A 20,572-nucleotide genomic window follows, 5' to 3' on the forward strand; every position below is an offset into this window, starting at 1 on the left:
TACATAATATCATATATTTGAATCTATGTCAAACATATAAAATTATATTTTATCCATTTTCATCTTTTATGTCAATATATTATTTTCATAATACTCAAGTATACTATATACTATATTATTTGCTATATTATCAATAAAATCAGACTTAGATAAAAGCTCTGATTCTAACGGGTTAGATATATATCCTAATTCACAATATACTCCATTACAAGCACTTTCTTTTAGTATATATATACTACCTTCCTTTACCCCTCTATTTTTTATATTCATTTTCTTTTTTAAATTACTGAGTATATTTTCTCCTATTGATTTTCCATTCATATCTCCCCAATAATATATAGCTTCAGCTCCGCTTACACCTTCAAATTTTGACTTATTTAAATGTATGCTAATTAAGAAATCAGGGTTAGATTTTTTAATCATGTCTACCCTTTTATCTAAAGATATATATTCGTCACTAGATCTTGATAAATATACACATGCCCCTACCTTTTCTAGCTTTTCTTTTAACTTCAATGTTACTTTTAATGAAATTTCTTTTTCTGTTAATGATCCATTAGTATAACCTGTATCCTCTCCTCCATGACCTGCATCTATAAATATTTTTTTATTTTTGATAGGTAAATCTAAACTAAAATCATCTAACTTATATATTGTAACGTTCGTATAGTAATTATTTAAAATTTTTTTATAGTCCCAATTATTTTTTGCTTTTTCATTGGCTCCATATTGACAAAGACCTAATCCATGCCCTATTCCCTTTGTATAGAATCTTATTTTTATAGGTCTAAATCCAAATCTAGAAGATTCTAAATTTAAATTTTCACTAAATACACTTCCTTTAATCTCTTTATTAAAAACTAGTATATTCTCTATTCTATTTCCATTGGTCTTTTTCAAGATCTTCAGCATATTATTTATAGAATACTCATTCATTAAATTTTGAGACATATTGCATTTGAATATTGATTCAAGTTCTTCTAAATCCAGATCTACTATACTATCAGATTCTTTATTCAACATACATTCCTGACAAGTAATTCCTCTTAAATAATCTATTTTTGTATTTAATAAATACTCACTATTTTCTGTACTTCCACCACAACAAGCATGGTAATATGCACAAATTGGAAAATCATTAAACATTATCACTAAATTTTTAGTATTATCAACGGCTTCAAGCGCTTTATCGTATATATCCTCTATATTAAATTCTTGTTTTTTAAAATTCCCATCTGATATATTCCTGAATATATTAGTTCTCTCTATAATGGCTTGACACATAATGGCCTGAATATGAAACTCTTTCGAAATATTTTTAGATACTTTATAGGCTATAAGATTTCTAAATTTTCTATCCATAGTATCACCTCTATTCATATAGAGATTTAGGTAATCCAGACCTATACTTTCCTCTTGTCTCAAAACCACCTACACCTTTTATTCCTGTTATAGTATTTTGAAAAACCTCTTCAAGGTGCATTACTTTATCAATCCTTGTATAAGCTATTTTTTCTACTATCAAAACAGGGTCTAAGCAATGTATTAATATTCTGCTAGGAGAACTTGCAAAATTTGCTCCTGCACTTAATATAGCCTCATAATATGATTGACATGCTCCTGCAAAGATAATAAGTTCATCCATAGCATTTTCATATTTTCTAGCTTCTGAAACTGCTTTTATGAAATTTCGAGAATTTCTATAATTATTTAAATCTTTAATATCATGATTAGAATTTAGTATAGAATCATGACCTGTAATGACTAATATATCTGGTGAATGTTCTTTCAAAAGCTCTCCCACTACTTTATGTTGGTCCGATTCTGCGACCACCTTGCCTACAGCTTCAATGTCTAGCTTTTTATAAGCTTCTAAGCATATTTTTAAATATTCACCATCACCATCTAAATGAAGTACTTTCCCAGGTCTTCCAAAACCATTCCTATAATTCTTTTTTTGTTTATCACTTCGATTTCTTACAGCTCGTGTTAATAGACTTTCTATATGTCTGTTGAACACATACTGCCTAAAATCTTCTTGACCTACCATTTCTAAATCATCTATAGATGAATCAGCCATCAACCTAAAATCTATACCCTTTAAAATAACTTGATTTTTTTTATTTTTACTTTCCAAAATATCGGTTATCCTGAACAAAACATCTTTTCCATGTGATTTTCTAACAACTAAATCTCCTATCTTCATCATATTCCTCCTGCCTAGTGGGATTAATATATTTTATGTTTGCAAAAAAATAATGTTCCCCTGTATGGAGAACATTGAGATTTAATTATATTAGAGAATCATTATTTTATAATTAATGTACCTGTTTTTCCTTGTATTCCATCACTTGCTTTTTCAAGAGATGTTATAAGAGATTTTCTTCCTTGTTTAGACTCTGCAAATTTTATAGCAGCTTTAACCTTAGGCAGCATAGATCCAGGTGCAAAATGACCTTCATCAATATATTTATATGCTTCATCAACATTTAATGTATCTAATAATTCTTCATTTTCCATCCCAAAGTTTATAGCTACCTTTTCTACAGCTGTAAGAATTATTAGATAATCAGCATCTAATATTTCTGCAATTTTCTCACTTGCAAAATCTTTATCTATAACAGCAGGGACTCCTATTAAAGATTTATTATCCTCTATAACAGGAATACCTCCTCCTCCAACAGTTATAACTACATGTCCATTATCAACTAATGTTTTAACAGTTTCCTTTTCTGCAATATCTGTAGGCATAGGAGATGGCACAACTCGTCTATATCCTCTCCCTGCATCTTCTTTCATATCATATCCTTTTTCTTCTTCCAGTTTTTTAGCCTCTTTCTCAGTATAAAAAGCTCCTATAGGCTTTGTAGGATTATTAAATGCTTCATCATCTTTATCTACTATAACCTGAGTTATTACTGTACATACAGGAATATCCATATTTCTATTTGAAAACTCTTCTCTAATTGCATTTTGAAGATGATAACCTATATATCCCTGACTCATAGCTCCACATTCTGGGAAAGGCATTTCAGGCATAGCCAAATTTATCATTCCAACTTGTGGCCCATTCCCATGAGCTACAATTACATTATTTCCTTCCTGTATCAAATCAACTATAGGTTTTGCTGTTTCTTTAACCAATTCTAATTGTTCTTTAGGATTTTTGCCAAGAGCATTACCTCCAAGCGCAACAACTATCTTGTTACTCATAGTAAAGCCTCCTTTTTATTCTATAAGAAATTATATAGTTTTGAATGTATTTAATAAACTATTTCTAAGCAACAGAGTCGTAAGACTTGTTGAGGCCATGAGCCATGCGTTAGCATGAGGCAAATTTTTATAGATTTCCTATAGTTGCAACCATAACAGCCTTTATAGTATGCATTCTATTTTCAGCTTCATCGAATACCTTAGAATACTTAGATCTAAATACTTCATCTGTAACTTCCATCTCTTTAAGACCAAATTTTTCATATATCTCTTTTCCCACTACAGTATTTTGATCGTGGAAGGAAGGTAGACAATGAAGGAATATAACGTCGTCATTCTCAGTTCTCTTTATCATATCCATATTAACTTGATACGGAGTTAATAGTTTTATTCTCTGCTCAAATTGATCTTCTTCTCCCATAGAGACCCAAACATCTGTATAAATAACATCAGCACCTTTTACATCATCGACATTCTCACTAAGCTTAATTACAGCTCCAGTTTCTTTTGCAACTTCATTCATCTCATCTACTAATTCTTTAGAAGGCCATAGCTCTTTTGGAGCAAGTGCAACGAATTCCATTCCCATTTTAGCTGCACCTATCATAAGTGAATTACCCATATTATTTCTAGCATCTCCAACATACACGAACTTGACTTTATTAAGGCTTTTATTTACATGCTCTTTTACAGTTAAAAAGTCTGCTAGAATTTGAGTTGGGTGATATAAATCAGTAAGTCCATTCCATACACTAACTCCTGCATACTTTGCTAAACAATCAACAGTTTCTTGTTTAAACCCTCTAAATTCAATTCCATCATAATACCTTCCTAACACTTTAGCTGTATCTTCTATAGATTCTTTTTTACCCATCTGAGAATTTGTTAAAAATGTGACATTGGCACCTTCATCAAAACCAGCAACCTCAAATGCACATCTAGTTCTAGTAGATGTCTTTTCAAATAATAAAACAATATTTTTACCATCTAACAGGTTGCCCTTTATACCTGCTCTTTTCTTATTTTTTAAATCCATAGATAGATCCAACATATATCTAATTTCATCTGGTGTAAAATCCTTTAATGTTATAAAATTTCTTCCTTTTAAATTTACTGGCATTAAAAAAACCTCCTAATTTATAGCTTTAGTTTATCGTAAATTTTCTCTAACAAGTGGCATAGACATGCACCTTGGACCACCTCTGCCCCTTGATAATTCCGAAGACGGCATGACATGTAACTTAATTCCATTCTCCTCAAGTAGCCTATTAGTAACATGATTTCTAGAATAAACAATTACCTCTCCAGGAGAAATTGCCAAAGTATTAGAACCATCATTCCACTGCTCTCTTCCAGCATCTATAATATTTCCTGCACCACATCTTATTAATGTTATATCCTCAACCTCTAAATATTTTTTTAAAATATCACTAAGTTTCATAGTTTCTTTTTTAATATCAAGCTTTAGCTTTTCATCGCCTCTTCTTATTGAATATACAGTTAATGGGCCTTCTATTTCAGGATGTATAGTAAATTTATTGTAATCTACCATCGTAAATACAGTATCAAGGTGCATAAAAGCTCTTTTTTTAGGTATATCAAAAGCAAGAACTACTTCAAACTTTTCATCTTTTTCCAATATATTCTTAGCTACAGACTCTATAGAATAAGCATCTGTTCTCTCAGATATACCAATTGCTATAACCTTATCACTTAATATAAGTTCATCTCCACCCTCTATAGATGTTTTATTGTCTCTATCAAACCATATAGGTATATTTTTATCTTTATACTCAGGATGATATTTGAATATATATTTAGCAAATAAAGTTTCTCTATTTCGTGTTACTGTTCTCATATGATTTAATGATATTCCTTGTCCCATAGTTGCAAACGGGTCTCTTGTAAAATATAAATTCGGCATAGGATCAACTATAAATGGATAATTCGAACTCACAATATCTGTTAATGAAGTTTTTTTATAATCTCTTATCTCTTCTTTTCTAATTCCCTCCATCATCTTATCTATCATGTCTCTTTCGTTTGAAAATCCTAGAATATACTCTTTAACAAGTTCTCTTTTTTTGCTACTATCTATATTTGCTTCCTTTATAAATTCATCTACAAAAATCTCTTTTATTCCAAAGTCCTTTATAGATTCTGCAACCATATTCTCTAAATAGAGTACCTCAACATCATTTGATTTGAGTATATTGGCAAACGCATCATGTTCCTGCCTTGCAACCTCCATATATGGAATATCATCAAACAGCAACCTATCCATTAAGTCAGGAGTTAAATTTTCGATCTCTTTACCTGGTCTATGTAAAAGAACTTTTTTTAACTTTCCTATTTCAGAATATACATTCAAAACATTTTCTTTTAACATCGCCTTCTCCTTCCTGATCTAAATTTTTAATACAAATGATATGTATGTTTTTAGTATAGTTTCCATTCATTGGTAATGTCAATTATTTTTTTTATTATTTTTTTGTTTTAATTTTCATTCGTTATTTTTATATGCGAATCGACATTTTTTTCATAAATTACATTTGTTTTAGATTTATTTTTAACGACATTTTTCTACATAAAAATCAATTGTAATTATTTAAATCACAACTTATTATGTACATTTTTCTACTTTTAATTCTAAATTCAAACTTTGTGTTTGATTTAACACAATAAAATTTATATACTATTGTTATTGAGGTCTCATTTAAGTATATAAATTTATATAAATGAGCAAAATCTTATAATAAAAGGAGATGATTTTTATGAATATAGATTTAAGTGTTGAAAATATTAAAGATGATTTAATTAAATCTATACAAGAAATAGTAAAAATACGTAGTGTAATATCTGATAAAACAGACAAATTCCCGTTCGGAGAAAATATTGATAATGCACTTAGAGCGACTTTAAATTTATGTGAATCTTTAGGATTTAAAACCTATTATAAGGATGGATATTATGGATATGCAGAAATAGGACAAGGAAATGAAATGATAGGTATACTTGGCCATCTTGATGTTGTACCTGAAGGAGAGATAAACGATTGGAAACACGATCCTTATAGTGCAGTAATAGAAGATAATAAGTTATACGGCAGAGGAACTCAAGATGATAAAGGTCCTACAATAGCAGCTATATATGCAGTTAAATCACTTATGAATCTGAATATAAAGTTCAATAAAAGAATAAGATTTATATTCGGTACAGATGAAGAAAATCTTTGGGGTGGAATTTCTGAATACGTTAAGAATGAAGAGATACCTTCTTATGGATTCACACCTGACTCTGTATTCCCTATGATAAATGCAGAAAAAGGGTTATTACAAGCTAATATAAAATGTACAAATTCATCTAATATAAAATTAAGTGGAGGAAATGCATATAATGCTGTTCCAGATAGAATATCTTATCATGGAGATAACTTAGACGAGCTATCCAAAGAACTTGATAGATTAAATTTTGAATATAAGTCTGATTCAAATTCATTAACAGTTATAGGAAAAGCTTCTCATGCATGTAATCCTCATTACGGAATAAATGCTATTTCTAGACTATGTATAGCCTTAAATAACATAGGTATTAAATCTAATTCAATAGAATTTATATCAAATGTGATAGGTGAAACTTATAATGGAGATAATATAATTCCTAACTGTGAGGATCAAGCTTCAGGAAAACTTACTCTAAATATAGGAAAAATAAACATAGATGAAAATAAAGAACAAATTGGAGTTGATATAAGAATTCCAGTTACAATTGAAAAAGATATAGTAGTAAATGCTTTAAAAGAAAAACTAGCTAAATACAACTTAGAATATGAAGAGTATGATTATTTAAAATCAATATACGTTCCAGCCGATCATTTTTTAATTAAAACATTACAAAAGGTTTACGAAGAAGAAACAGGACTTGACTCTACTCCTCTATCTTCAGGTGGAGCTACTTATGCAAGAGCTATAGATAATTGTGTAGCTTTTGGATGTGTATTTCCTAACAAACCTAAAGTTGAGCATCAAGCAAATGAATATATAGAAATAGAAGATCTAATTAAAGCAACTAAAATATACGCTAAAGCCGTATACGAACTAACAAAATAGCAAATAATTTTACTACAAGGAGGTATATTTATGAAAAAAATCAAAATGCCAAGTGCTTACACAATATTGTTTGCAATAATAATATTTGTAGCTTTACTAACGTGGATTGTTCCAGCTGGTAAATATGATTATACACCAGAAAACACTCCAATACCTGGTTCATACCATTTAGTTGATCCAACACCACAAGGTCCCAAAGATGTTGCTTTATCACCTATTAACGGTTTTTACGGTGCTGTTGATGTAGCCCTATTTGTTATAGTAATAGGTGGATTTTTAGGTGTAGTAATGAAGACAGGAGCTATAGATGCTGGTATAGCACGAGTAGTCCACAATTTACAAGGTAGAGAAAAAATAATGATTCCATTTTTGATGATACTATTTGGATTAGGAGGAACCAGCTTTGGTATGGCTGAAGAAACTATAGCCTTTTACCCACTTCTTATTCCTGTATTCATAGCTGCTGGATACGATACATTAACTGCTGTTGGGGTAATACTTTTAGGTGCTGGAATGGGTGTTTTAGGATCTACTGTAAATCCATTCGCAACAGGTATAGCCTCTGGTTTTGCAGGTATATCTTTAGGAACCGGTATTGGTCTTCGATTATTAATTTTAATTATAGGTGAAATAGTAGCTATAATATACGTAATGAGATATGCAGCTAAAGTTAAAGCTGATCCTTCGAAATCTCTAGTTTACAATATGCATGAGGACAACAAGCAACACTTTTTAGCTAAAGATAGCGAAAATGAGTTTCCTAAGCTTAACAGTAAAAGGAAGTTTGTTCTTGCTTTATTCTGCTTAACATTTGCTATAATGATATATGGTGTTATACCATTTTCTGACATTGGTATAACTGCTATTCCTACTCTAGGATGGTGGTTTGGAGAATTAACATCTTTATTCTTGGTATTCTCTATAGTAATAGGTCTTGTATATGGTATGGGTGAAGATGAATTAATATCATCATTCGTAGCTGGGGCTAGAGATCTTTTAGGTGTTGCTCTAATCGTTGGACTATCCCGCGGTATAACGGTAGTTATGAATGCTGGTAACATGACAGATACAGTATTAAGTCTAGGAGAGCAGGCTTTATCAGGTCTGAGTTCATCTGTGTTTGCTATTCTTACTTATTTATTCTATATACCTATGTCATTCTTAATACCTTCAACATCAGGTCTTGCTACGCTTTCAATGCCTATAATGGCTCCACTTGGTGACTTTGCTGGTGTTTCAAGAGATATAGTTATAACAGCATATCAATCTGCATCCGGTACAGTTAACTTATTAACTCCTACAAGTGCAGTTGTCATGGGTGGGCTTGCTATAGCAAGAGTCCCTTATAATACTTGGCTTAAATTCGTTTTAAAATTAATATTTATAGTAGTAATTATGATTATAGCAATACTTGGTATAAGTGCTGTAATATAGATAACAAAAGACTTCTCAAAACGAGAAGTCTTTTGTTATCTATGAGGAAACTATATGATTTTGAATCTGTAAATAACATGGATTAAAGAACTACGCTTGCAACTATTTTTAAGCAACAGAGTCGTGAGACTTGTTGGCGTCATAAACGCATGTGAATTTTGAGAACGGAACCCGTTAAGGAATCGTTAGCGACATGAGTCAACGCGTAGCGACTAGACGAATTTTTTGTATATTTAAATTTATTATTGAAAAAATAAAAAGAGTATGTTATACTTTTTGTAAACAAAAGTTTATAATCTAAACAGAAGCTTGGTGATTAATTTGACTAGTAGAGAAAAACAAATTTTAGAATTTATAAGAAACAACCCGTTGATATCTCAACAGGAAATTGCTGATTATTTTGGAATAACTAGATCTTCTGTAGCTGTCCATATAACCAATTTAAGTAAGAAAGGTTATATAAAAGGAAAAGGCTATATATTAAAAAATGAAGATTATGTAACCGTAATAGGAGGAACTAATATAGACCTTCAAGGGTTCCCAAATGAAAACTTAATTTTAAATGATTCAAATCCAGGCCAAATGAAGATTTCTCTAGGTGGAGTAGGTCGTAACATAGCAGAAAATCTCGTAAAAATGGATATAGATACAAAATTAATATCAGCTCTTGGCAAAGATATATACGGTGAGGAAATCCTAAAAGAAAGTAAATTAGTTGGAATCGATATGGAAAATTGCTTAATATCTACTGATTATGCAACATCAACTTATCTATCTATATTAGACGAAAGTGGTGATATGAAGGTAGCTATAGCTTCTATGGATATATTTGATAAAATAACCATAGATTTTATAAAACAAAAATCGAATATAATCAAAAATTCTAAAGTAGGTGTTATAGATACTAACATGCCAAAGGATGTAATTGAGTATCTATTGTCAAACTTTAAAGAAGTAGACTTTTTCCTAGATACAGTTTCAACTAAAAAAAGTGAAAAAGTCAAAGATTTAATAGGAATGTTTCACACTATAAAACCCAATAAATATGAGGCTGAATCACTTTCAGGTATAAAAATAAATACAGAAGATGACCTTGATAAATGTGCTAAATATTTCTTGGATAAAGGCGTTAAAAAGGTATTTATAAGTCTTGGTAAAGATGGAGTATTTTGTTCAAATAACCAAGAGTCTAGTATTATAAGGAATCCAAAAGTCAACGTAGTTAATGCTACAGGTGCAGGTGATGCATTTATAGCAGGGCTTGTTTATAGTCATATAAATAAATACGATTTGACTTACAGTGCTAAATTTGCGATGAGCGCATCTATACTTGCTCTATCTCATCAAAATACAATAAATCCAAATATGTCAACTCAAAATATAGAAAAAACTTTAAGGGAGATGAAATTATGTTAGAAAAATATTTAAAATTAAATCCAGAAGTAAAAAAAGCATTAGATGAAGGAACTCCAGTAGTAGCTCTTGAGTCTACTATAATATCTCATGGTATGCCTTATCCTCAAAACATAGAAATGGCTAAAACTGTTGAATCTATAATAAGAGAAAATGGAGCAATACCTGCTACAATAGCAATTCTTAATGGAGAATTAAAAGTCGGACTTAACCCCGAAGAGCTTGAGTACCTAGGTAAAAGTGATTCTGTGTTAAAAGCTAGTAGAAGAGACTTACCTTTTATAGTTGCAAAAAAATTAGATGGAGCAACAACAGTTGCATCTACTATGATAATAGCAGCTCTTGCTGGAATAAAAGTATTTGCAACAGGTGGAATTGGTGGAGTACACAGAGGTGCACAGCAAACATTTGATATATCTGCAGACCTTCAAGAACTTGCACACACTAATGTTGCAGTAGTATGTGCTGGCTGCAAGTCAATCCTAGATATAGGCTTAACTTTAGAATATTTAGAAACTAATGGAGTTCCCGTTGTAGGTTATAAAACACAAGAATTCCCGGCTTTCTATACTAGAAAAAGCGGATTTAATGTTGATTACAAAGTAGATAGTGAATCTGAATTAGCTTTAGCTTTAAAATCTAAATGGGACTTAAACTTAAACGGAGGGGTTGTAGTATCAAATCCTATACCAGAAGAATTTGAAATGGATTACGACACTATAACTAATGCCATAGAAGATGCTTTAAAAGAAGCTGATGAGAAAGGTATCAGAGGAAAAGAATCTACTCCATTCTTACTTGGAAAAGTTAAAGCAATAACTGCTGGAAAGAGCTTAGATTCTAACATCCAATTAGTTTACAATAACGCAAAAGTTGGAGCAAAACTTGCTGTAGAACTTTCTAAACTTGATAAATAGGAAAAAGGCTGTATCATTCGATACAGCCTTTTTTACATATTATTTCAGTTCGTAGCAACTAGACGAATTTTTCTATTTGAACTCATTTATATAATCACTCATATTCTTAGTCATATCAGTCAATTCACTAGCAGTAGATGATACCTGCGTTATGGACTCACTCATTTGTGATGAAGAAGCTGATATTTCCTGTGTTGTTGCTGATATTTCTTGTGCAATAAAAGATGCTTCTTCTATCTTTTCAAGTATAATATTTTTTTCATCATTAAGACTTGTAGCAGATTTATTTATTTCATCTATTTTAGGAATTATATCATTTATTCCTAAAATAGTTTTATTAAATGAATTCATAGCTGTATCTATGTCTGTTTTTTGATTTGAAAGTTCAGTATTAACTATACCACTAGTCGCTATCATACTTTCTGTTGCATTTGATATTGTCTGTATCAATTCATCTATATTCTGAGATGAATATTTTGTTTGCTCTGCAAGTTTCCTTATCTCATCAGCTACAACTGCAAATCCTCTCCCCTGCTCTCCAGCCCTAGCTGCTTCAATAGATGCGTTAAGAGCTAATAAATTAGTCTGATCTGCTATTTTATTTATTAATGAAGTTATTTTATTTATTTCATTTATGTCTTGACCTACTATAGATATTTTTTCTATTAATTCTTGAAATACAATTATAACATTCTCAACTGACGATATAACCTTCCCAACATTTTCTGTACTATCACTTATAGTTGAGCTTATCTCCTTTGAATTAGAATCAACATCCTTTATATCATCGATTATGCCTGTAAGCTTGTATGTAAAGTTATTAAGTGTTTCATTAATATTCTCAAGGCCATATGACTGAGATGTCGTTCCATCAGCTATATTTTGTATAGCTAAAACTATACTTTCAATTCCTAGAGTCATTTCCTTGGATATACAAGTCAATTGATTAGACATATCATCTGTACTAGACGCTTGAGATTTTACATTATCTACTATTGATTTAAGGCTAGTTATCATATTCTTAAAGTTATTACATAATACAGCTGTTTCATCACTAGATTTTACATCTATATCATATACAAGCTCACCTCTAGCTACTTTTTGAGATGAATCAACAAGATTTTTGATAACATTTAATATATTATTTGAAATAGTATAAAGTATTATAGATGATATTGCAAATGCTATTATACCTACAATTATAGACATCTTTATATTTGAAGCTACAGCCTTATTGACATTCTCCATAGAGATAGATACATTTAAAAAACCTATATTAACATCATCTTTATACATAGGAACTAATATATCATATACATATCTACCTAAATCTTTATCATAGTACTTACTAGGTCTCATTTCTTGTTTATCTATATCAGTTTTAGCTTTTTCATTCTTTATTACAGTTCCTATTTCTTCTTTTTTAGAAGAACTTGTTATAATGTGGTTCTTATCTGCTAAAAATACCGATTCTATATTTTCTTCATCAGCAAGTTCATCTAATAAACTTTGTATACTCAAGCTCTTTTTTAAATCTTCCACTTTATTTGCAAGTATTCCTACCTGTATCATTCCACCATTAGGCATTTTTATATATCCATATTTATAATAATCATCCGTTTCTCTTGATTTTCTTATATTTTCCATAAATTCACTGTCGCTTCCATATTGAACACATGATGATATATGATCCTCTCCAAAATTAGCACCTATACTACTTTCAAGATTTGAATAAATTATATTCCCATTAGGCTGTGTTACATTTATTTCATCTACATTAAATGTATCTGCTATATTCTTTAAGTAATCATTGTTAATTAAGTTATAGTTATCAGATAAAAAACTTCCTATATTTCTTATGTTATCTTCTATACTCTCATTTATGATTTGTATAGATTGATCATTGTTTTGAATTTGGTTAAATATTTGATTCGCAAGATTAATTCCATCAAGCTCCATTTGGTCTATTAACCTGGTTTTAGATATATTTATATTTATAAAAGATATAGTAGATATTATTATAAACATAATTATTAACGGAATTGTAAGTATTTTAAACCTTATAGTATCAAGCTTTAAGAATTTTTTAAACATTTTCATTCTCCTTTTTCTTAATCATCTTTTAAGTTTGGTACAACTCTTTTTATTTCTTCTATTTGATGCCACATTTTTTTTATATTTTTTTGATTCATATAAGAATCTAACTCTTGTTTTGTTTCGAATTCTTTAATAGTCAAATCATCACAGTTAATAAATTTCAATTTATACATAATATTTCCTCCATTCTTATATTTTCCCACAATATATATATTAACATTTTTTTGTATTATTTTAAATTAAATTGAAAAATTATAAAGAATTAAACATAATTTATATAATACATTTTATATAAATATATGTTAAAATAGTTCTAAAGGACTATTTTTTTGAAAAGGTGGAATAAAATGTTTATAAAATTCTTATTTATACTTTTTTTGATTAGTTTTATATTGATTGTAATATATAGAAATATAAAGTTGATGTCTATAATAAATAAAATTCATAAAATCAATAATTCTATTTATGATATAAGCGAAGATACTGTATATTCAGATAATATAGAAGGTGTATATTTATTAATATTAAAAGAACTATTAAAAATAATTAAAAATGGATCAAAAGCTTCTTTTTTAGTATATAACGAGGAAGAAAATATTTTAGAATATAAAGCTACGATAGGTTATGATTTTGAGCAAATAAAAAATATATCTTTCAAAATTGAAGAATTATATTATTACGATAAATTCAAGCTAGAAAAGCCGTTTATAATGCGTAATCCTCAACAATATAATGATCTCCATTTAAGTTTTGATAAATATAATGCATTGATGAAAATGGGTGCATTAGATATAAAATCAACATTATCTATTCCAGTTCATATTGATAACAAATTTTCAGGTATAATAAATATAGACTCATCATATAATTCATTATCAAAATACGATTTAAAACTCGGAGGCTTTATAAAATCACAAATAGAAAAATCATTAAAAATTATAAATCTTTTATATAAATTAAATACTAATGCTAACTATGATTATTTGACAAAAACTATGAATATTAGATTCTTCAAAGAAAAATTTAACACAATAGATTCAAACTGTAAGTGTGTATTAATGCTTATAGACTTAAATAATTTCAAATCCATAAATGATACTTTTGGACACCATGAAGGAAACAATATATTAAAAACATTTTCAGATACAGTTAGAAATTTTATACGTAAAGATGATTTGTTTGCAAGATGTGGCGGAGATGAATTTTTAATACTTCTAAAAGATATAAATCTAAATACAGCTCAGATTAGAATAAATCAAATACGAGAATCTTTAAAAAACGTTATTTCATTTGGTGTAGGTATGCAGGAAATTACTTTTAATGAAGATGTATGTTTAGATGATGTTTTTAAAATTATAGATAAAAAGATGTATGAAGACAAAAAAAATAAGCCTAATTATTAGGCTTATTTCCCACAACACTTCTTGTATTTTTTACCACTATTACATGGACAAGCGTCATTTCTTCCTATTTTTTCTTCATTAACTACAGTTTTAGAAGACTTGTACTTCTTTTGAAGTTCTTTTCTTTTTTCTGCAGATAAAATATCGTTCCATCCCTCTAGATTATATAACCAATGAGCTTCTACCGCATTCATATTATAGTATAGTTTTTCAAAATCTATTTCTACAGTTATTTCAGTATTTGATTCTAAATTTTCTAATTTAATTTCATTCTTTGTACTTTCACTGATTCCATCTAAGAATCCCATGAAGTATTCTTCACTAATTTCATATTGCTTCGCTAAATCAGAAATTTTTCCTTTTATTATCTCAGTTTTATTGTTTAATATTTTATCGTATACTCCAGCTTCTAATTTCAAATATTCTTCCCAAAACTTAACTTCTTCTTGTTCACTTGTATGATTCTCAGCTAATTGCTGCCATTTTTTGAATAAACTCATAATTATTCCTCCTTAATTAATAAATCACCTAAATATTAATTATATCAAATATATTCTTAATTTCAATCAAAATTTGAATATATCTTTTAATACATTTATTGCATATTCTTGATTTATAAAAAACGGGCTTGTAGCTATAGTTATTACATTTGATTTATTTATTAATTCTCTTATTTTAGTTATTTTCAAATCATAGTCTATATAATCCATATCTTTAGAGAATATATCCAAATCTACGTCCAGAACTATTTCCTCATCTATTTGCTCATTAAAACTACTTAAATTATCCATTATAAATACCTCAGAAAATATTCCTATATTTAATGCAGGTTTTATAAAGTTTCCTACATTAAGTTTAAAATTAGTATAATTAAAGACTTCTTCTATATTATCTATATTATTTATATATTCTTCAGGCTCTCTCATATCTTTATGTTGATCTATGTGAATTAACTTTATTCCTTTTTTAAATTTTTTATTTTTTAATGATTTTATCCAAAAATAAAATGCATGATTATGATTATCAAATATATATATATCCTTTCCATTAAAATCGTATATGATAAAATTTTCAAGACCTAAATTCTTTATTTCTTTATCAAATTCAATTTCACAGAAGGCTACATGCTTCCCTATTTTTACATCATCTAATGTTCCAGCTTTTAATGGTGCAACATATATATTTTTTTGTTTTCTGTCTTTATTAGAAAATATATTATTTCCTATAGGTTTGTCTATAAAAAAACCTTTATAATAATTCATCTATATCACTCCAATAATTTATTAGTTTCTTGTTTATCCTAAATCTAAAAATTCTATTTGAATTCAGTCTCACTTTAATAATAAAAGGTTGTATATATTTGTAAATAGAATATATAATAATAGAGATATTCATTTTATTATATTATATATTTAAATGTTTACTAAGGAGGAATTTTCTTTGAATGAATTTATTAAAGCTTTTGTTTTAATAACATTAGCCGAAATGGGAGATAAAACTCAACTTCTAGCTCTTGCATTTGCATCAAAATTCAAACCATGGCATGTCCTTGTAGGTATTTTTATAGGATCTTTTTTGAATCATGGAATAGCTATAGCTCTTGGTAATTATGTAAGTAACTTTGTTCCAATAGAACAGGTTCAGCTATTTGCATCTTTGTTATTTATATTATTTGGTTTATGGTCTTTAAAAATTGATATCGAAGATGATGAAGATGAAGATATCAATTCTAAGTATGGACCTATATTAACTGTAGCCTTTGCTTTTTTTATTGGAGAACTTGGAGATAAAACTCAACTTACTGCTATGACGCTTGGTGCTAACTCTAAATTACCTTTATTAGTTTTATTCGGAACCGTAACTGGTATGGTGTTAACTGGTGGTCTTGGGATATTAGTTGGAAAATTACTTGGTAAAAAAATTCCTGAGGTCACTATGAAATTAATAGCTGCTTTTGTTTTTATGTTCTTCGGTACAATTGGATTATATACATATCTTCCTGCTATATACATAACACCTTTAACTATAGTAAGTTATTTTACAATTCTTATTCTATTGATAGTTCTTATTTTAAGATTAAATATAATACAAAAAGATAGATACTACGAAGTAAAGCTAGCAAGGGTTTTAACTAAATGCAAAAACTGTGGACAAGAACATATAGAATCATGTCCAATAAACCAAGAACGAGTTATGATAGAAAAAGAGTATTTAGGAGAAAATGTACCTTATTTAGGGAGTGTTATAAAATATCTAGAAAGCTTGAAATATATGAATATAAATCTTTATGAAAAAGTTCATAAAAGCTACAAAAAAAATAAAGACTAAAAAGTAAGATGCCTTTTTGCATCTTACTTTTTTTAATATTTTAAACCTTTTTCTTAATTAAATTAATTTTTTTTATTTTTTTCTTATTTAAATTAAGTTTATATTGTGTTATACTTAAAAAAGTTAATATCAATAATTGCAATAATATTTTTTATAAGGAGAAAACTATATGAAAAAATTCAAATCTTTATCTGAAAGCTTAGGACTAATGATAATTATTTCTATGATAATTGGAATAGTAGTTGGATATTTTATCTATAAGACTAATGTTGGGATGTTTTTTGCTTCAAATATTTGTTCTAACCTTGGAGATATATTTATGCAGCTTCTTAAAATGGTAGTTATCCCTTTAGTTGCAACGTCTATAATATCAGGTGCCGCATCTATTGGAAATACTAAATCTGCTGGTAAAATAGGTGGAGCTACATTTGCTTATTATATGTTTACAACAGCATTTGCAGTTGTACTCGCTTTAATAATAGGGAATTTAACTCAACCTGGAGTAGGTGTTGATAGCTCTATAACGTCAATGTTTTCTAATGAATATGCTGACAAAGGAGATTTACCTGGTTTTTGGGAAACTATTAAAGGAATAATTCCCACTAATCCTATAAAAGCACTTGTAGATGGTAATATGCTTCAAATACTATTCTTCAGCTTATTTTTAGGATTTGGTATATCTAGTCTCAACGATGAAAAAAAAGAATTTATATTGAAAGTTTTTGATTGTATAACAGATGCACTTATTTGGGTTATAAATAAAGTATTGTTATTTGCTCCAGTTGGGGTTTTTGCTCTTATGGTTTATTCGATAGCTACATTTGGATTTGATTCTTTAAAGCCTATATTTAAATTATTTGGAGTTTATATAGCAGCTCTTGCTATTCATACGTTTGTATTTTATCCTTTAATGGTGGGAATGCTTTCTAAAATTTCTCCATCTTTATTCATAAAAAAGGTTATGAAACCTTTTTCAGTAGCTTTTTCTTCAGCTTCTTCTATGGGAACACTACCTATAACTACGGAAACTTGCGAAGATGAGCTTGGAGTATCTAAAGAGGTAACTTCTTTCGTACTTCCACTTGGGGCTACTATAAACATGGATGGTAACTCTATATACTACGCTCTTGTAGCAGTATTCTTTGCTCAATACTTTGGAATAGAACTTACTATGGCATCATATGTAGCTATAATTATTACAGCAACTGTTGGTTCTATAGGTCAAGCTGGAGTACCTGGCCCTTCTTTATTAGTTGTTGCAGTTTTACTTGCTGCTAATATACCTGTAGAAGGTCTTCCACTGTTATTTGGATTAGATAGAATATTTGATATGTTAAGAACCGCAGTAAATGTAACAGGAGATGCTTCTTGCGCTGTTATAATAGAGAATTTAAAGCAGAAAGAAGAAATGAAGGCTTTAGCTAAATAGTCAAGTTAAAATAGAAAAGAATCCTAACGGATTATATTATTAGAATTAGTATATAGATTTTCTTGAGTACGGAAATGAAGGTCATTAAAATACCGATACTGTATTAAATATTTTTATAAAACTACAAATTATGCCTTATTAAATATCCTAAAAATTCTAAACTCGCTTAAGCTCAAACAACGAATTTTTTCAACGGATATTTAAACGTCATAATCTAAGTTTTATAAAAAAATATTTAAATCAGTATCTAACATTTTAATGACCTTCATTTTAAGTTGATTAGATTTTTTTATAATGCTATCGCACTTTCTAAAGATTTTATATATCTAAATATATTTTATTAAAAAGTTGTTTATAGCAGGGTAAACTGTATTTTATATTATAGGTATCAATATTAAAAAACTGTCTATAGAAATGTTAGTGAATGCTTTTAGATATTTTTGACTAATAGAACTTAGGTTTTGGCGTTTAATAATATGTTAAGAAATTTACATGTTTGACCGTAGGGAGTTCGTAAATTTTAGTATTATTAATAAGGCAAAAGCTTAGTTCTATTCAAAATATCGTTGCATTCACGGTATTTTTATAGATAGTTTTTATTACCCACATAAAACAAAAAATAGTTACCTAAATTTCATTTATACAAAATTTAGGCAACTACTTTTATTTATATATCAAACAAATTCCAAGGATACTCATTAGGTGGCATACATCTAAATTTCATATCCTCTTTAAGTGTAGGATGCATAATCCCCATTTCATAAGACCAAAGTGCAATTTGTTGTCCATGTTGGTTTACATCTTCACCATATCTTTGATCTCCGTATAAGGCATTTCCTCTACTTGCGAATTGAACTCTTATTTGATGCGGTCTACCTGTTTTTAATTTTATTTTAACTAAACTTAAGTTTTTATCATATCCTATAACTTCATAATCAAGTATAGCTTGTTTAGCTCCTTTAAAATTTTTATCTACAACCCTAGACATATTAGTCTTAACATCTTTGTATAAATAGTCTTTTAAAGTGCCACTTATACCTTCTACAGTACCTCTTATTATAGCTAGGTATGTTTTTTCAAAGCTTCTGTTTCTAACTTGTTCTGAAAGTCTTGAGGCGGCTTTTGATGTTTTAGCAAACACCATACATCCTCCAACTGGTCTATCAAGCCTATGTACAAGTCCTAAATATACGTTTCCAGGCTTATCGTGCTTCTCTTTTATATATTTCTTTACCATAGATAGCATATCATTATCGTTAGTATTGTCTGCTTGTGATAATATATTTACATCTTTTTTTGCTACTATTATGTGATTATCTTCATATAATATATTCATTATTTTGACTCCCATCTTCCTAATATTCCACACGGAAGAACATATCCTGTTTTAGTTACAGGTATTCCTATTTCTCCAGATGTTATTTTTCCATCATATTTTTGTCCTATAGATGCTCTTAATATATTCTCAATAACTACTGGCGAAAAACCTGATGTATATGAATTTACAAGCAAGAATAACGGGTCATCCGATAATACATTCATGCAAAGCTGTATGAATTCACATAGTTTTTCTTCTATTTTCCAAACTTCTCCTCCAGGCCCTCTTCCATAAGATGGAGGATCCATTATTATAGCATCGTACTTTCTTCCTCTTCTTATTTCTCTTTGGACAAACTTGAATACATCATCTACTATAAATCTTACTTTTCTATCTCCAAGACCTGATAATTCAACATTTTCTTTAGCCCAGTTAACCATTCCTTTTGCAGCATCAACATGACATACTTCGGCAGCTCCTGCATAAGCTGATGCAACTGTTGCTCCACCTGTATATGCAAATAGGTTAAGTACTCTTATTGGTCTATTAGCTTTTTGTATTTTATTTATTATCCAATCCCAATTTCCAGCTTGTTCTGGAAATAGTCCTGTATGCTTAAATCCTGTTGGTTTTATGTAAAAAGATAATTCCTTATATTTTATAGTCCACTTCTCAGGAGTTTTCTTTTTGTATTCCCACTCTCCTCCACCTCTATTACTTCTATGATAGTGTCCATGTGGATTTTTCCATAATTTATCTTCATCTTTAAGCGGCCATATTATTTGAGGATCTGGTCTTCTTAATACATATTCTCCCCATCTTTCTAATTTTTCTCCGTCTCCAGTATCTATCAATTCATAATTTTTCCATTCATTTGCAAGTAGCATCATTTAATTTTGACCTCCTAGTAT

The 20,572-nt window shown here is 29.0% G+C and carries 18 protein-coding genes; 7 read left to right on the plus strand and 11 right to left on the minus strand.

Features of this window, described 5'->3' with window-relative positions; all coding sequences use genetic code 11:
• Positions 1 to 66: 66 nt before the first annotated feature.
• From Tmeso_RS12535 to arcA, 5 genes are all read right to left on the minus strand, one after another.
• Complete coding sequence (locus Tmeso_RS12535) at positions 67 to 1,380, minus strand: N-acetylmuramoyl-L-alanine amidase (RefSeq protein ID WP_099191709.1); 1,314 nt, start codon at positions 1,378 to 1,380, stop codon at positions 67 to 69.
• Positions 1,373 to 2,206: a sporulation peptidase YabG gene (gene yabG, locus Tmeso_RS12540; protein ID WP_099191711.1), complete on the minus strand. Its 834-nt coding sequence runs from the start codon at positions 2,204 to 2,206 to the stop codon at positions 1,373 to 1,375. The genes Tmeso_RS12535 and yabG overlap by 8 nt, the downstream gene beginning before the upstream one ends.
• A gap of 101 nt (positions 2,207 to 2,307) precedes the next feature.
• Positions 2,308 to 3,213: a carbamate kinase gene (gene arcC, locus Tmeso_RS12545; RefSeq protein WP_099191713.1), complete on the minus strand. Its 906-nt coding sequence runs from the start codon at positions 3,211 to 3,213 to the stop codon at positions 2,308 to 2,310.
• A gap of 127 nt (positions 3,214 to 3,340) precedes the next feature.
• Positions 3,341 to 4,333, minus strand: coding sequence for an ornithine carbamoyltransferase (gene argF, locus Tmeso_RS12550; RefSeq protein WP_099191715.1), 993 nt, complete (start codon positions 4,331 to 4,333; stop codon positions 3,341 to 3,343).
• A 30-nt stretch (positions 4,334 to 4,363) separates the two neighbouring features.
• Positions 4,364 to 5,602 (minus strand): arginine deiminase, encoded by a 1,239-nt coding sequence (gene arcA, locus Tmeso_RS12555; protein ID WP_099191717.1) that lies wholly within the window; start codon positions 5,600 to 5,602, stop codon positions 4,364 to 4,366.
• Between the two features lie 385 nt (positions 5,603 to 5,987).
• On the opposite strand from arcA, the gene pepV reads away from it, so the two are divergent.
• The 4 genes from pepV to Tmeso_RS12575 all read left to right on the plus strand — a co-directional run bounded on the left by pepV (position 5,988) and on the right by Tmeso_RS12575 (position 11,086).
• On the plus strand, positions 5,988 to 7,322 hold the full coding sequence (pepV, locus tag Tmeso_RS12560; RefSeq protein WP_099191719.1) for a dipeptidase PepV: 1,335 nt from the start codon (positions 5,988 to 5,990) through the stop codon (positions 7,320 to 7,322).
• 30 nt (positions 7,323 to 7,352) lie between these two features.
• Complete coding sequence (locus Tmeso_RS12565) at positions 7,353 to 8,756, plus strand: YfcC family protein (RefSeq protein WP_099191721.1); 1,404 nt, start codon at positions 7,353 to 7,355, stop codon at positions 8,754 to 8,756.
• A 312-nt stretch (positions 8,757 to 9,068) separates the two neighbouring features.
• Positions 9,069 to 10,172 (plus strand): PfkB family carbohydrate kinase, encoded by a 1,104-nt coding sequence (locus Tmeso_RS12570; RefSeq protein WP_330400353.1) that lies wholly within the window; start codon positions 9,069 to 9,071, stop codon positions 10,170 to 10,172.
• On the plus strand, positions 10,166 to 11,086 hold the full coding sequence (locus Tmeso_RS12575; protein ID WP_099191725.1) for a pseudouridine-5'-phosphate glycosidase: 921 nt from the start codon (positions 10,166 to 10,168) through the stop codon (positions 11,084 to 11,086). Before Tmeso_RS12570 ends, Tmeso_RS12575 begins: the two co-directional genes overlap by 7 nt.
• Before the next feature lie 72 nt (positions 11,087 to 11,158).
• Here the strand turns inward: Tmeso_RS12575 and Tmeso_RS12580 are convergent, their stop codons facing one another.
• Positions 11,159 to 13,180 (minus strand): methyl-accepting chemotaxis protein, encoded by a 2,022-nt coding sequence (locus tag Tmeso_RS12580; RefSeq protein WP_187296343.1) that lies wholly within the window; start codon positions 13,178 to 13,180, stop codon positions 11,159 to 11,161.
• Positions 13,181 to 13,197: 17 nt separating this feature from the next.
• Complete coding sequence (locus Tmeso_RS16505; protein WP_099191729.1) at positions 13,198 to 13,356, minus strand: hypothetical protein; 159 nt, start codon at positions 13,354 to 13,356, stop codon at positions 13,198 to 13,200.
• 174 nt (positions 13,357 to 13,530) lie between these two features.
• Between Tmeso_RS16505 and Tmeso_RS12590 the strand changes: the two genes are divergently transcribed.
• On the plus strand, positions 13,531 to 14,586 hold the full coding sequence (locus tag Tmeso_RS12590) for a sensor domain-containing diguanylate cyclase (RefSeq protein ID WP_099191731.1): 1,056 nt from the start codon (positions 13,531 to 13,533) through the stop codon (positions 14,584 to 14,586).
• 2 nt (positions 14,587 to 14,588) lie between these two features.
• On the opposite strand, the gene Tmeso_RS12595 is transcribed toward Tmeso_RS12590, so the two are convergent.
• Positions 14,589 to 15,086, minus strand: coding sequence for an SEC-C metal-binding domain-containing protein (locus tag Tmeso_RS12595; RefSeq protein ID WP_099191733.1), 498 nt, complete (start codon positions 15,084 to 15,086; stop codon positions 14,589 to 14,591).
• 66 nt (positions 15,087 to 15,152) lie between these two features.
• Positions 15,153 to 15,848: a peptide arginase family protein gene (locus Tmeso_RS12600; protein WP_099191735.1), complete on the minus strand. Its 696-nt coding sequence runs from the start codon at positions 15,846 to 15,848 to the stop codon at positions 15,153 to 15,155.
• Between the two features lie 178 nt (positions 15,849 to 16,026).
• On the opposite strand from Tmeso_RS12600, the gene Tmeso_RS12605 reads away from it, so the two are divergent.
• A complete protein-coding gene (locus tag Tmeso_RS12605) occupies positions 16,027 to 16,914 on the plus strand; it encodes a TMEM165/GDT1 family protein (RefSeq protein ID WP_187296344.1) in 888 nt (295 codons plus the stop codon).
• A gap of 169 nt (positions 16,915 to 17,083) precedes the next feature.
• A complete protein-coding gene (locus tag Tmeso_RS12610; protein WP_099191740.1) occupies positions 17,084 to 18,343 on the plus strand; it encodes a dicarboxylate/amino acid:cation symporter in 1,260 nt (419 codons plus the stop codon).
• Positions 18,344 to 19,010: 667 nt separating this feature from the next.
• Here Tmeso_RS12610 and Tmeso_RS12615 read toward each other — a convergent pair.
• Positions 19,011 to 19,694 (minus strand): RluA family pseudouridine synthase, encoded by a 684-nt coding sequence (locus Tmeso_RS12615; protein ID WP_099191742.1) that lies wholly within the window; start codon positions 19,692 to 19,694, stop codon positions 19,011 to 19,013.
• Positions 19,679 to 20,551, minus strand: a complete 873-nt coding sequence (locus Tmeso_RS12620; RefSeq protein WP_099191744.1) for a class I SAM-dependent methyltransferase — start codon at positions 20,549 to 20,551, stop codon at positions 19,679 to 19,681. The genes Tmeso_RS12615 and Tmeso_RS12620 overlap by 16 nt, the downstream gene beginning before the upstream one ends.
• Between the last annotated feature and the right edge of the window lie 21 nt (positions 20,552 to 20,572).

The sequence above is a fragment of the Tepidibacter mesophilus genome (genome assembly GCF_002724055.1).
GTDB lineage: Bacteria > Bacillota > Clostridia > Peptostreptococcales > Peptostreptococcaceae > Tepidibacter_A > Tepidibacter_A mesophilus.

Coding starts and splice junctions, on each gene's coding strand:
- Tmeso_RS12535 (WP_099191709.1), bottom strand. CDS start 1,380: ATGAATAGAGGTGATACTATGGATAGAAAATTTAGAAATCTTATAGCC.
- yabG (WP_099191711.1), bottom strand. CDS start 2,206: ATGAAGATAGGAGATTTAGTTGTTAGAAAATCACATGGAAAAGATGTT.
- arcC (WP_099191713.1), bottom strand. CDS start 3,213: ATGAGTAACAAGATAGTTGTTGCGCTTGGAGGTAATGCTCTTGGCAAA.
- argF (WP_099191715.1), bottom strand. CDS start 4,333: ATGCCAGTAAATTTAAAAGGAAGAAATTTTATAACATTAAAGGATTTT.
- arcA (WP_099191717.1), bottom strand. CDS start 5,602: ATGTTAAAAGAAAATGTTTTGAATGTATATTCTGAAATAGGAAAGTTA.
- pepV (WP_099191719.1), top strand. CDS start 5,988: ATGAATATAGATTTAAGTGTTGAAAATATTAAAGATGATTTAATTAAA.
- Tmeso_RS12565 (WP_099191721.1), top strand. CDS start 7,353: ATGAAAAAAATCAAAATGCCAAGTGCTTACACAATATTGTTTGCAATA.
- Tmeso_RS12575 (WP_099191725.1), top strand. CDS start 10,166: ATGTTAGAAAAATATTTAAAATTAAATCCAGAAGTAAAAAAAGCATTA.
- Tmeso_RS12580 (WP_187296343.1), bottom strand. CDS start 13,180: ATGTTTAAAAAATTCTTAAAGCTTGATACTATAAGGTTTAAAATACTT.
- Tmeso_RS16505 (WP_099191729.1), bottom strand. CDS start 13,356: ATGTATAAATTGAAATTTATTAACTGTGATGATTTGACTATTAAAGAA.
- Tmeso_RS12590 (WP_099191731.1), top strand. CDS start 13,531: ATGTTTATAAAATTCTTATTTATACTTTTTTTGATTAGTTTTATATTG.
- Tmeso_RS12595 (WP_099191733.1), bottom strand. CDS start 15,086: ATGAGTTTATTCAAAAAATGGCAGCAATTAGCTGAGAATCATACAAGT.
- Tmeso_RS12600 (WP_099191735.1), bottom strand. CDS start 15,848: ATGAATTATTATAAAGGTTTTTTTATAGACAAACCTATAGGAAATAAT.
- Tmeso_RS12610 (WP_099191740.1), top strand. CDS start 17,084: ATGAAAAAATTCAAATCTTTATCTGAAAGCTTAGGACTAATGATAATT.
- Tmeso_RS12615 (WP_099191742.1), bottom strand. CDS start 19,694: ATGGGAGTCAAAATAATGAATATATTATATGAAGATAATCACATAATA.
- Tmeso_RS12620 (WP_099191744.1), bottom strand. CDS start 20,551: ATGATGCTACTTGCAAATGAATGGAAAAATTATGAATTGATAGATACT.